General features: G+C 51.0%; 9 protein-coding genes and 1 tRNA gene. 1 reads left to right on the top strand and 9 read right to left on the bottom strand.

What is annotated here, in order from left to right:
• Positions 1-6: 6 nt before the first annotated feature.
• The 4 genes from def to WMO29_RS00260 form a co-directional block, all read right to left on the bottom strand.
• Positions 7-486, bottom strand: coding sequence for a peptide deformylase (gene def / locus WMO29_RS00275; protein WP_178039891.1), 480 nt, complete (start codon positions 484-486; stop codon positions 7-9).
• A gap of 91 nt (positions 487-577) precedes the next feature.
• The gene (priA, locus tag WMO29_RS00270) at positions 578-2,812 is read right to left on the bottom strand and encodes a replication restart helicase PriA (RefSeq protein ID WP_349163271.1); all 2,235 of its coding nucleotides are present in this window, start codon (positions 2,810-2,812) and stop codon (positions 578-580) included.
• Positions 2,809-4,278 (bottom strand): UDP-N-acetylmuramoyl-L-alanyl-D-glutamate--2,6-diaminopimelate ligase, encoded by a 1,470-nt coding sequence (locus WMO29_RS00265; protein ID WP_178039889.1) that lies wholly within the window; start codon positions 4,276-4,278, stop codon positions 2,809-2,811. Before WMO29_RS00265 ends, priA begins: the two co-directional genes overlap by 4 nt.
• Positions 4,279-4,442: 164 nt before the next feature.
• Positions 4,443-5,321 (bottom strand): aldose 1-epimerase family protein, encoded by an 879-nt coding sequence (locus WMO29_RS00260; RefSeq protein ID WP_349163270.1) that lies wholly within the window; start codon positions 5,319-5,321, stop codon positions 4,443-4,445.
• Positions 5,322-5,760: 439 nt separating this feature from the next.
• On the opposite strand from WMO29_RS00260, the gene WMO29_RS00255 reads away from it, so the two are divergent.
• A tRNA-Gly gene (locus WMO29_RS00255) sits at positions 5,761-5,831 on the top strand.
• Between the two features lie 83 nt (positions 5,832-5,914).
• Here WMO29_RS00255 and WMO29_RS00250 read toward each other — a convergent pair.
• The 5 genes from WMO29_RS00250 to WMO29_RS00230 form a co-directional block, all read right to left on the bottom strand.
• Positions 5,915-6,061: a hypothetical protein gene (locus tag WMO29_RS00250; RefSeq protein ID WP_349163269.1), complete on the bottom strand. Its 147-nt coding sequence runs from the start codon at positions 6,059-6,061 to the stop codon at positions 5,915-5,917.
• A gap of 179 nt (positions 6,062-6,240) precedes the next feature.
• On the bottom strand, positions 6,241-8,001 hold the full coding sequence (locus WMO29_RS00245; RefSeq protein WP_349163268.1) for a diguanylate cyclase domain-containing protein: 1,761 nt from the start codon (positions 7,999-8,001) through the stop codon (positions 6,241-6,243).
• 399 nt (positions 8,002-8,400) lie between these two features.
• Positions 8,401-9,765, bottom strand: coding sequence for a DNA repair protein RadA (radA, locus tag WMO29_RS00240; RefSeq protein WP_178038417.1), 1,365 nt, complete (start codon positions 9,763-9,765; stop codon positions 8,401-8,403).
• Between the two features lie 21 nt (positions 9,766-9,786).
• A complete protein-coding gene (locus tag WMO29_RS00235) occupies positions 9,787-10,200 on the bottom strand; it encodes an endosialidase (protein ID WP_178038418.1) in 414 nt (137 codons plus the stop codon).
• A gap of 159 nt (positions 10,201-10,359) precedes the next feature.
• The gene (locus WMO29_RS00230) at positions 10,360-12,807 is read right to left on the bottom strand and encodes an AAA family ATPase (protein ID WP_178038419.1); all 2,448 of its coding nucleotides are present in this window, start codon (positions 12,805-12,807) and stop codon (positions 10,360-10,362) included.
• Positions 12,808-12,850: the final 43 nt, after the last annotated feature.

Genomic DNA, 12,850 nt, shown 5'->3' with positions numbered 1-12,850 from the left:
ACGTATTTACTCCTCGTCATCATCGCCGGTCTCTACATCGTAGAGATCGCCTTCCACCAGATCCACATACAGCTTACCGTCCAGGTGATCCAGCTCATGACAGATGGCACGTGCCAGCAGTCCTTCGGCCTCCACCTCATAGCGCTCCATATTCTCATTGTAGGCTTCCGCTTTTACATAATTCGGGCGACGTACCATACCGGCCTTACCCGGTACGCTTAAGCACCCCTCGCTGCCCTCCTGCTCGCCCGCAGTCTCCAGGATACGCGGATTGATCATGGTATAGGGCGTTCCGTCCGTGTCGATCACCACGATTCTCTTTAAGATACCAACCTGCGGAGCAGCCAGGCCCACGCCCATAGCTTCGTACATGGTATCGTACATGTCATCGATGAGCTCCTGAATCTTCGGAGTCATCTCTTTGACCTCGCGGCAGTTTTTGCGGAGAATGTCGTCTCCCAGCTCTCTGATATTTCTGATTGCCATTTTTTGTTTCCTTCCTTTCTCTCCCGTTACCGTTCACTTCGTTCACAGTAACACGCTTCGCGGTACAGTAACTGTGAACAGTGGTTTCCCCTTAAAAAGGATTCACGGGATCCATATCAAACTGTATATTGAAGGTGGAAAGCTGCTTCTCCTTCGGAAGCACTGCTTCCAACCATCCCTTCCATTCTGTCAAATAATTCATTTCCGTGCATTTCAGATACAGCACCTTGCGATAGACGTCCTTCAGCTTAGACAGACCTGCGTCTGAAGGGCCGATAAGAGCGATTTCCTGCCGGGTATGGGACATAGCCAGTGCCTTCAGCCGCACCGCGCCCCGGTTCAGGGCTTCCTCGTCCTCCGACATGAGGTAAAGCGCCATCAGATGTGCCGCCGGGGGATAGTTCATCATCCGCCGGAATGCCATTTCCTTTTCAAAAAACGCTTTGTAATCCTGATCTGCCGCCGTCTCAATGCTGTAGTGATCGGGACTGTAGGTCTGAATTACTGCCGTTCCGGGCGTAGTGCCTCTGCCTGCCCGTCCCGCCGCCTGCACCAGCAGCTGAAAGGTGCGCTCCGCCGCCCGGTAGTCGCCTGCGTACAGCGACAGATCCGCCGCCAGCGCACCCACCAGGGTTACTCCCGGAAAATCGTGTCCCTTTACAATCATCTGGGTACCCACCAGAATATCGGCCTGCTTCTTTGAAAATGCTTCCAGAATCCGCTCATAGCCGCCTTTCTGTCTCGTGGTATCGAAATCCATCCGCAGAATCCGCGCTCCCGGAAATGTCTTCGCGGCAGCCTCCGCCACCTGCTGGGTGCCTGCCCGGAAAGCCCCGATGTAGGCCGATCCGCAGGAAGGACATTTCTTCGGCTGGACTGTCTGATATCCGCAGTAATGACAAACCATCCTGCCCCCATGGTGCAGGGATAAAGACACATCGCAATGTGGACATTTTATCACATGTCCGCAAGCTCTGCAAGAAACAAAGCCCGCATAGCCCCGCCGGTTCAGGAAAAGCATGATCTGCTCGCCCTTTCGCAGCCGATCTTCCATAAGCTCCTTTAACCGGGCGCTGAAGATGGAGCGGTTTCCCATGCGAAGCTCTTCCCGGAGATCCACCACCTCGGTCTCTGGCATGGCACGGTTTTCCACCCGGAGCGGCAATTCATAAAGCCGGTAAAGGCCCTCTTTTGTACGTTCATAGGAATCTACCGACGGGGTCGCCGAGCCCAGCACCACAAAGGCTCCGCACATGCGGGCACGCTCGATGGCCGCCTCCCTGGCGTGGTAGCGGGGGGCATTTTCACTCTTGTAGCTGCCCTCATGCTCCTCGTCGATGACGATGACGCCCAGCCTGGGAAATGGTGTAAACAGGGCGGAACGGGGACCTATCATGACTTTCACCTCGCCCCGTCTGGCCCGCTCGAACTGGTCGTAACGCTCCCCGGCGGACAGCTTCGAATGGATAATCGACACCTGGTCGCCGAAGCGCCGGTAAAACCGCAGCACCGTCTGAAAGGTCAGCGCAATCTCGGGAATCAACACGACGGCCTCTTTTCCCTGCTCCAGCACCGCCGCAATCAGCTCCATATAGACCTCGGTTTTTCCGCTGCCGGTGACGCCGTGAATCAGAGAAGGCCGCAGGTCGCCTGCTGCCGCGCGCGCCGCCACATCCTCCACGATGGCCTGCTGGGCCGGGTAGAGGGTGAAGGGATGTGCCTGTACCTCAGATGGTCGAACCGGGTTACGGAAAATGGTGTCGGATTCGATGCGGATGAGGCCAAGCTCCATCAGCTTCCGCGCGGTGGCGGCGGTCAGACCAAGCTCCTTCTGGGCTGCCGCGTAGTCCATGTCCTGCACGGTTTGCTCCAGCAAGGCTTTTATGATCCGGACCCGGGCGGTCTGGTGCTTTCGCTCCATCTCCGCAAGCGCCGCCTCCGCCTCTTCTCTCGTCACCGCTAGCCGCACTTTTCTGGAAATTTTTTCCTGCACGCTTTTTTTCACCGGAAGCACTGTTTTTAATGCCTGATTCATGGTGGAGCCGTAAGTGCGGCGCATCCAGGCCGCCAGAGCGATGAGCTGGCCCTCCAGCCGGATGCCCTTTTCCGCCAGTCCCAGGATGGGCTTCAATTTCTTCTCATCCCATTCACAGGTATCAGTCAGCTCCAGCACGTAACCGGTCAGGGTCCGCCCCCCGTTTCCGAAGGGGATCCGAACCTGCATACCTTCCTTCAGGATACCCTGCAGTTCTTCGGGAACCCGGTACTGGAAGGTCCGGTCCAGTTTTTCCAGGGAAATATCTACAATGATATTGGCAAATTTCACTTTCTACCTAACTCCTCCAGAACCTCCGCGATAAGCACCCGCTCATCCATGGGATGCTTGACTCCGCAGATTTCCTGATAGTCCTCGTGGCCCTTCCCGGCCAGGACGATGACGTCGCCGGGCCGGCCGTTCTCAATCACGTAGCGGATGGCTTCTTTCCGGTCAATGATTTCCACATATTTTCCACTGGTCTTGGCAATACCGGTCTTGATATCGTCGATGATGGCCTGGGGTTCCTCGAAACGGGGATTATCGGAGGTGATGACGGTCAGATCCGCCAGATTGCCGGACACCTCTCCCATCTCATAGCGGCGCAGCTTGGAGCGGTTGCCGCCGCATCCGAACAGGCAGACCAGACGCTTCGGATTATATTCCTTCAAGGTGGTCAGCAGACTTTCCAGGCTCATAGCATTGTGGGCATAGTCGATCATCAGGGTAAAGTCGTCGGAGACCTTCACCTTCTCGATACGTCCCTTGGTCTGTACCACTTCGAGAGCTGCCAGCATATCCTCCTTCGGAATGTCAAAATGACGGCAGACTGCGATAGCTACCAGGGAATTGTATACACTGAAGCGGCCCGGCATATCGATTTCCACATCGAAATTCAGAAGACCTGATACGTGATAGTCTACGCCCAAAAAGCCCGGACGATTCACCAGCTTCAAATCGGATGCCCGAAGATCCGCCTTTTCGGAAAAGCCATAGGTTTCCACCTTACAGGTGTGACCCTTCAGGATATCGCTGCAGTGCTCGTCATCCGCATTTACGATACCGATATCGCACTGGCGGAACAGGCGGCTCTTGCACTCCATGTATTCCTCAAAGCTGGCATGCTCATTTTCCCCGATGTGGTCGGGAGCCAGATTCGTAAAGATGCCGATGTCGAACCGGATGCCTGCGGTGCGGTGAAGCTTCAGGCCCTGAGAGGAGACTTCCATAACCGCAACCTTGCAGCCTGCCGCCACCATCTGGGCGAAATATTCCTGCACCTCGTAGGATTCCGGCGTGGTGTTGTGGGCCGGGATGTGCTTGTCGCCGATGATGACCTCGATGGTTCCGATGAGGCCGGTGCTTATCCCAGCGTGCTCCAGTATGGAACGGATCATGAAGGTGGTGGTAGTCTTGCCCTTGGTGCCGGTGATGCCGATGACCTTCAGCTTCTTCGCGGGATATCCGAAGTAGGCCGCGGAAATCAGGGCCAGGGCGTACCGGGTGTCCTCCACCAGAACTACGGCTGTGCCTGCCGGTACGTCCACCGGATGTTCAGCCACGATAACCACCGCGCCGTTTTTTGCCGCTTCGCCTGCCACATCATGACTATCGAAGGTGGCGCCCTTGATGCAGACGAACATGCACTCCTTCTTTACTTTTCTGGTATTGTATACAAGCTCGCTGACGTTGACGTCGATGCTGCCGCTCAGGACTTCGTATTTCAGATCTTTCAGTAATTCGCGTGCTGCTCTCATATGCTGCCTCCTTATACTAAAACCATTCAAAATCATTTATGCCAATGATTTTGTTTCCTTTTCATTTTCTATTCAAACCATTTAAAATTATTTGTGCCAATGATTTTATTTTTTAACTTCTATGTTTTATGGTTCTGATAATAATCTCAATTCTAATAGATGCGTTATTTTTCAACCACAATCTCGTACGCGGTCCGGAAGCTCTTACCTGCCTCCAGGCTCTGCTCGCCATACTTATCCTTCAATTCGCCGGTAAAGCCCTTGTTATCGCAACGGCCCAGCCAGGGCTCCAGGCAGATAAACGGGGCATTTTTCTGTACCGGGGACCAGATTCCTACGTGCTTCGCGTCCGGGCAGATGAGGGTGACGCGCTTGGTGCCGTCCGCCTCCTGAAGGCTTACCTTCTTTACCTGGCCCTCATCGAAAACCATGGTGTCGGCGTCAAAGGTATGCTCACCAACTGTGTATACATGATCTGTCAACGCCAGCGTCGCCGGATGCTCCGCATCCGCGGTTCCGGTGGGCAGATCAATACCGGTGCAGGATAATTTGTCCATACCCTCAAATATCAGACGGCAACCCATGACGGAATCCACGTTGAAGGCCGGATGGCCGCCGATGGAATAGTACAGGGTCTTGGTATCGGTGTTTTTCACGGTCCACTCTACGCTGATATGATTCTCTGTAAGTCTGTGGGTTACCAGAAGCTCGAAGTCAAACGGGTAATTTTTCTTCGTATCCCCGGTGGATACCAGGCGGTGTGTTACAGCCATGGCGCTTCGCTCCACGCATTCGAATTCGCTGTCCCGGGCAAAACCGTGGGCGCTCATGGTATATTCATTTCCTTCATAATGATAGACTCCGCCGTTCAGCTTGCCCACGAAGGGGAAGAGAATCGGCGCGTGCCGTCCCCAATACTCCGGGTCCGCGTTCCACAGAACCTCCCTCTCCTTCTTCTTATCATACACGCGGGAAAGCTCAGCCCCCGCGTCATTCACTTCTACTACAAGATATGCATTCTCCAATGTCCGCATTTCTGCCATCTCGATACCTCCTGCCCGGCCATGCCGCCGGTTCTTCTTCTTTACCCGCCGCCTCGCTTTGCGGCAGAGTACACTTTTACATCTTGCGCTATTATATCATATCCTGCCTTCCATTTCCAATCCTTACGGTTGATTTTCGTTTCTGTTAAGATTTTCATAAGGAAATCCGTCCTTTTTTTATCATTCTTTTAGAATCTGGACATACTTTGAACACATTTCCTGCTTATAATAAACGTCAGATAGTTGATTAAGACATCACTATCTCCCCCCTCATAAGAAAAGAAAAGCCGCCCGGCATCCGGGCGGTTTTTCTTAGTTTTCGGGAGAATACTATTTGCATTTCGGGTATGAAAGTGGTAGTATAGACATATCATAAAGAAATGGCTTGATTTAATTAAAAACAACAGGTGAAAGCCTTTCTGCTTAACGCCTGTTTTCCGCAGATATAGTTCATCGGTAGAACACCAGCTTCCCAAGCTGGGGAGGCGGGTTCGATTCCCGTTATCTGCTCTCAACAGCAAAATTCAGGAAAGGAGAACGCCTTTCCAGCTCCATAAAGAATCCCCGGGAATTTTCTCTTCCCGGGGAAATTTCTACTCTATTGGCATTTTCAGCAGTTCTTGATAGTCCACGTTAAAGACTTTCGCAAAGTAGGACAGCTCTATATCGGTTATGAAGCGTTTTCGGGCTTCTATCCTCTGGATGGCATTCTTGTCCAAGTCCAGTCCCAGAAGCTGCAAAGCATCGGCAAGCTCCCTTTATGACCAGCCTTTTGCTATCCGCAGATTCAGAAATAACATTCACTAAGTGTCAACCACAGTTCAATTTAGGAGGATTTACACTTATGTCAAAAAAGAATATTACAAAAAATGGAAACATTATATGAAAATAGATCATACACTCTGTTTTTTGCAATATTTTATCTTGCAAATTTATCATTGTAACGAATATGCATATCTTCCCAATCCATGAACAATACGTAAAATACTTTCCCGTATTGCGGGCTCTCTACAATTCTTCCATGATCAAGAACAGAAAAATAAGTTCCGTCAGCTTTTCGAAGATGAAAGTGAATATAGTCATTTTCATTGCCGCTGTCAATCTGTTCCCAGATACTTGATTCTATCTGTTGCTGTTCATCTTCACGAATCAAATTGCGAAAACTTTTCTCGGTAAGTCTGAACAGTTCATCTATATCTTTATATCCGGACATATGAAGAAATTCATCATTTGCAAAAATTAGTTCATCATCTTCTTTGTCAGCTCTGTATATGATGAATGCACCTGGAAGATGTTCAGCGATATCCTTGAATGCGAATCCAAGTTGTTTGCGGGCACCTGACCGAAGACCTTTCCTGTAGACCATACATCCATTTTTACCATGAAGCTTTATCTCATAAAGAGCTGCATCTGCGCAGCGCATGAGCTGTGAACAATTGGATGCAAAAGTTGGATATTCTGCATATCCTAGAGAAATATAAAATGCATGTTCCTTACCATGGTATGAGAATGATTTAGGAAGTTTGGTGAATTGCTGCAGCTGTACTTCTGCTTCTTTAACGGTACAATTTGGTAAAAGAATGCAGAATTCATCACCACCATTTCTTCCTAGTAATGCATCGGATGGGAAAAAAGCCTTCATGCTGTCTGCAAGATTTTTTAATGCCCTGTCTCCGTAATTATGTCCATAGATATCATTAATAAACTTGAAATCATCGATATCAAAGAGCGCGGCCACAAAATGTGCATTTGGATTTTTTTGAATCATTTTTTCTGCAAATTCATCAAATCCGTAGCGGTTATAAATATTTGTAAGAGAATCTGTGCGTGCCAGTATCTGAAACTTTTTCTTATGTTCACTTGCTACTAACCATACTCTGGTAAGAACTGACAGGAGAAGGCTTATTGTAAGAAACATTCCGATGATGATTATCAGTAGTGTGGCATTTCTCCATCCACTTTTAGGAGTTATTTCAAATTTCCAGTTTTCATCTCCTATTGTAAATGTATAAGAAACAGGATGATTTATTTGCCCATCTGATTGATAAATCACTTTATAAGTATCACTCCATGGAGCGTCTGTTTTTGAAATTTTGTATTCATATCCAAAATTTGAAAGTGCACTGATTGAATCTGAAAAAATATCCGGAACACGCAGGATAACAATAGTAAATCCCCAGAAATACTCATGTCCGTTTTTATCTTTCAGGTATATGGGATTGCGGACTGCAATTCCATATTCTCCCTGTTTTAATTTGAAGGGGCCCTGCGTAATGATTGTATGGTTGTCTCTTGCGTAACAGGAAATTTTTCCGCGGTCTTTATCATGGATCAGATCAATTTTACCTGCCTCATTTCCATTATCCGGATAAATATCTGTAACAACACCATTAGGAGCGAGCTGTACACTTTCAATAGAATCAGACATAAGATTTCCTGCAATTGTTTCAAACTGATGGATTTCGCCATCTTCACTTATTAAGATTTGCTTCAAGGTATTTGTGATCTCAATTCCATTTGTAATTTCATTCTTTATTCGTTCGCCATAGGTGGCTACGTTTAATTGTGCTGTTATGTGTCTCTGCTCTTTTTCGTGGGTGTCTGTTTTGTATACAATCAAACTAATAAGGCATATGCCCAGTAAAAAAGTGATAAGAGGCACAAGTGTTTTCTTTTTCACTTGGTTCACCTCATTATTGTCCATGGAAATTTTTATAATAAAGTATTATATCACAGAAGTTGAAAAGCAGAATAGGTTTTATGAAAAAAACCGTGCAAAATCTTTATACATCTATGACAGAAGAATGTATATCGATAACTTCCAGTTTGTTAAATTCTCGTGCAATATTGATTGTAAAAGAAAAAATAGCTTAATTTTCAATTACCCAAAATACCTTTAATATTTCCATGAATAAAAAAACCTGCCGGACTTCATGTCCTGCAGGTTTTTTTCTGCTATTTTTATTCTTCCGGTTTTTTCGTTCCTCTGTCTCCCAGTAAAGGGAATCCTCCCAATTTCATTTTCGCTCTTAGAATGCTATTGGAAATGAAATCTCTGAGAAACTGAAATCTTTTTTCCTTACGAAATCGCCTGCACCGCGTCCCCGACGCTGCGGACACCGATGAGCCGCACACCCTTCACTTCACCGATCTGCTCCCGGCAGACCTCCGGCAAAATAACGGTGGTGAAGCCCAGCTTCTTCGCTTCCTGGACCCGCTGGGCGGCCTGGCTGACAGCGCGGACCTCGCCGCTTAGGCCCACCTCGCCGAAGGCAAGGACTTTCTCATCAATGGCCCGGTCCCGGCTGCTGGATACGATAGCCAGCACCACGCCCAGATCGATGGCGGGCTCATTGATGCGGATGCCGCCTGCGATATTCACATAGACGTCGCTGCCGGAGAGATGGAGATTCAGCCGCTTCTCCAGCACCGCCAGCAACAGACTCACCCGGTTGTAATCCATACCGGCGGCGGTACGCCGCGGCATGGCCAGCTGACTTCGGGCCACCAGGGCCTGAATCTCCAGCAGGATGGGCCGCGTGCCCTCCATGGAGCAGGCCACAATAGAACCGGACGCCTCCTCGGGGCGACCATTCAGCATAAACTGAGAAGGGTTCTCAACTTCCGTCAGGCCCGTCTCCCGCATTTCAAAGACGCCGATCTCATTGGTCGATCCGAAACGGTTCTTCACAGCCCGCAGGATTCGATAGGATGCATGCCGGTCGCCCTCGAAGTACAGCACCGTATCCACCATATGCTCCAGCACACGGGGACCCGCCACCGTACCTTCCTTGGTCACATGGCCCACGATGAAAATGGAAATGCCCAAGCCCTTGGCCAGCTGCATCAGCACTGACGTGGACTCCCGTACCTGGGACACACTGCCCGGGGCAGAGCTCACGTCCTCATTATACATGGTCTGAATGGAGTCAATGATGACCACCTCTGGCTTGCTGCTTCGGATAGTATCGCCGATTAGCTCCAGATTCGTCTCGCAGAACAGCCGGAGCTTATCGGAAAACTGCCCGATGCGTTCTGCCCGAAGCTTAATCTGCTTCAGCGACTCCTCACCGGATATATACAGCACCTCATGCCCGTCATCCGCCAGCTTCTGGCACACCTGCAAGAGCAGGGTGGACTTTCCGATGCCGGGATCGCCGCCCACCAGAACCAGAGAACCAGGCACGATACCGCCGCCCAGCACCCGATCAAGCTCCTGCATCTGGGTGGTTACCCTTTCCTCATCCTTCGTCTCAATCGAAGAAAGGCAGACCGGACCACCGGCTGCCCTTCTCTCATGTGCCTTCGCGGCACTTTTCTTTTCTACCGTTTCTTCTACAAAGGTATTCCATTCCCGACAGCCCGGACACTGCCCCATCCATTTGGGTGACTCATATCCGCAGCTCTGGCAGAAGAATACCGTAGAGGTCTTTCCCTTTGCCATGTTCACTCCTGAATCATGTTCTTATGCCTTCTTAATCTCTACTGTGACAGCAGCCTTGCCGCCCAGCTCTACGCTTAAGACCAGCTTGCCGCCCAGGCCTGTGGTAATGGCTCCTGCGCTGACGCCGTCTACAACGGTCAGGTACTCGGTGTCATCCTCCATCCCCAGGGTAATCTGCGCGTCTTCCGGTCCTTCAACCTGAAATTCCACGCTGTCCGCAGTTACTTTAAAATGCTCTACAGCGGTTCCCGGTACGGATTCGTATACGAACAGGTCGTTGCGCTCCAGCTTGGTAATCTCACGGAAGGTTTTAACCTTATACAAATCTCCCTGATATTCAAAATCCTGCTTCTTTGTCTTGGAAGCCAGCTCGTAGTCTCCAAAGCTGATACTTCCGTCTGCCTCTGCACGGATCAATTCTTTTACTGCTGCCATCTCTTTTGTCCTCCTAGTGGATCTTATGTTTAATCTTATCTCCCGGTCGCCCGATGCGGCGCCGTTTTTGATATACATGATTATATACGATTCCGCTTCGCATTTCCAGAGTAATTTTTATTCCCGTACACAAAGTGTACAGGAATATACCTCGCGGAATTATGATGTGTGTACAGTAAACGCAATCACACCTTTGCGCATGGTCACCACGACGTCATCGCCCTGCTTTACATGTCCGGACAGGATCTCGTCAGCCAACGGATCCTCCACCCTGGTCTGGATGGCCCGCTTTAAGGGACGCGCACCGTATTTCACATCGTAGGCCGTGTCCACGATATGGCCTTTGACACTGTCACGCACCTTCAGTGAGATACCCATCTGGTTCTTGCAGCGCTTAATCAGGTCTTTGAACAGAATCGACACGATTTCCTTCATCTGCTCCTTATTCAGGGCATGGAATACGATAATCTCATCAATACGGTTCAGGAATTCCGGCTTAAACATCCGGCGCACCTCTTCCATGACGCTGTTCTTCATCGCCTCATAATTTTGCTTTTCATCATCCTTCGCCGCAAAGCCCAGCCGCTTCGGGGAAATGATGGATCCGGCGCCCGCGTTGGAGGTCATGATGATAACCGTATTCTTAAAGTCCACGGTCCGTCCCTGGGAATCGGTAATCCGGCCATCGTCCAACACCTGCAGAAGAATATTGAACACATCCGGGTGTGCTTTCTCAATCTCATCGAACAAAATCACCGTGTAGGGATTCCTGCGTACCTTCTCGGACAGCTGGCCGCCGTCGTCGTGGCCCACATATCCGGGAGGCGCTCCGATGAGCTTGGAGACGCTGTGCTTCTCCATATATTCGGACATGTCCACTCGGATCATGGCCTCTTCCCGGCCAAATAATACTTCCGCCAGAGCCTTGGAAAGCTCCGTCTTGCCCACGCCGGTGGGGCCCAGGAATAAAAAGGATCCAATGGGCCGGTTAGGATCCTGTAAGCCTACCCGGCCTCTCCGCACTGCCTTTGCTACCGCCGTAACTGCTTCCTCCTGCGCAATAACGCGCTTGTGTAATATTTTTTCCAGTTTCTGTAAACGTTGAGTCTCCGTCTCAGTAAGCCTGTTGACCGGAATCTTCGTCCAGTCCGCCACAATCTGGGCGATCTCATTTTCGCCGACGGTCAGGGCCTTGCGGCTGCGGACACGCTTCATCCTGGCATGCTCTTTTTTCAGCCTTTCTTCCAGGGTCAGACGTTCGGTTCGAAGCTCCGCTGCCCGGACAAAATCCTGCTCCCGGATAGCCTTCTCGATCTCCGCCAGCAGCTCGTCGCTCTCCCGCTCCAGCTCTGCCGTCGCCTCCATTGTCCGGGTATCCCCAAGCCGTACTCTGGCTGCTGCCTCATCCATCAGATCAATGGCTTTATCCGGCAGGAACCGATCGCTGATATAGCGCTTGGACAGCTTCGCTGCCGCCTCCAGGGCCGCGTCGGTAATGGTCACCTGATGATGCTTCTCATAGCTCTTCCGGATGCCCTTCAGAATCTCGATGGTTTCTTCCTCAGTGGGCTCCTCCACGGTAATGGGCTGGAACCTGCGCTCCAGGGCCGCGTCCTTCTCAATGTGCTTGCGGTACTCCTCTACGGTGGTTGCGCCGATGATCTGAAGCTCTCCCCGGGACAACGCCGGTTTCAGGATGTTGGCTGCGTCCATGGCTCCTTCCGCGCCGCCTGCGCCGATCAGCGTGTGCAGCTCGTCGATAAAGAGCAGGATATCCCCTGCGCCCCGCACCTCGTCCATGACATTTTTAATACGCTCCTCGAACTCACCCCGGTACTTGGTGCCTGCCACCATACCGGAGAGATCCAGGGTCAGAAGCCGCTTGCCCCGCACGGAATCCGGTACGGCTCCATCCACAATCCGCTGGGCCAGTCCTTCTACAATGGCGGTCTTGCCCACGCCCGGCTCACCGATGAGACAGGGGTTGTTCTTGGTTTTACGGCTTAAGGTCTGAATCAGACGGCTGATCTCCTGATCCCGTCCTACACAGGGCTCCAGCTTATGCTCGAAGGCCAGAAAGGTCAGATCCCTCGTATACTGATGCAGGGTCGGCGTTCCTCTTCCCTGCATCCTGGCGCTGCGGGCCGCTTCCTCCCGATATATCTGGCCGGTTCTTCCCATGGAATCCAGAAGGGCGGAGTACAGCTCCTTCACATTGACCTCCATGGTGTTCAGAAGACGGCTGGCCGCGCATTCCACGTCTTTGAGCATGGCAATCAGGATGTGCTCGGTTCCGGTCTTCTCCTCGTGGAACCGGGCTGCCTCCTGCTCCGCATCATAAAGCACCTTTTCCGCCCGTGGCGTAAAGCCGCTGCGCTCCCCCAGGGCCACGCCGCCCTCCGGGGAAATAAGCTCTCTTATCAGCTCCTGCACTGTGCTTTCCTCTACTTTTCGCTCTGCCAGAAGCTCTGCCGCCGCGCAGGAGTCTTCCCGGAGCAGCGCAATCAGGATATGCTCCGTTCCCACATAGCTCTGTCCGCACTCTGCGGACACCTTTTTCGCCTGCTTCAGCACATGGGCCGCTTTGTCCGTATAATTTTCAAACATATTTTATCACTTCCTTCTGTCTGCTATCGTAACTGCAAAGTCA

This window comes from Laedolimicola intestinihominis (assembly GCF_040096155.1).
Lineage (GTDB): Bacteria > Bacillota > Clostridia > Lachnospirales > Lachnospiraceae > Laedolimicola > Laedolimicola intestinihominis.
The sequence above is the reverse complement of the archived record's forward strand: the minus strand, read 5'-3'. Positions and strand labels throughout refer to the sequence as shown.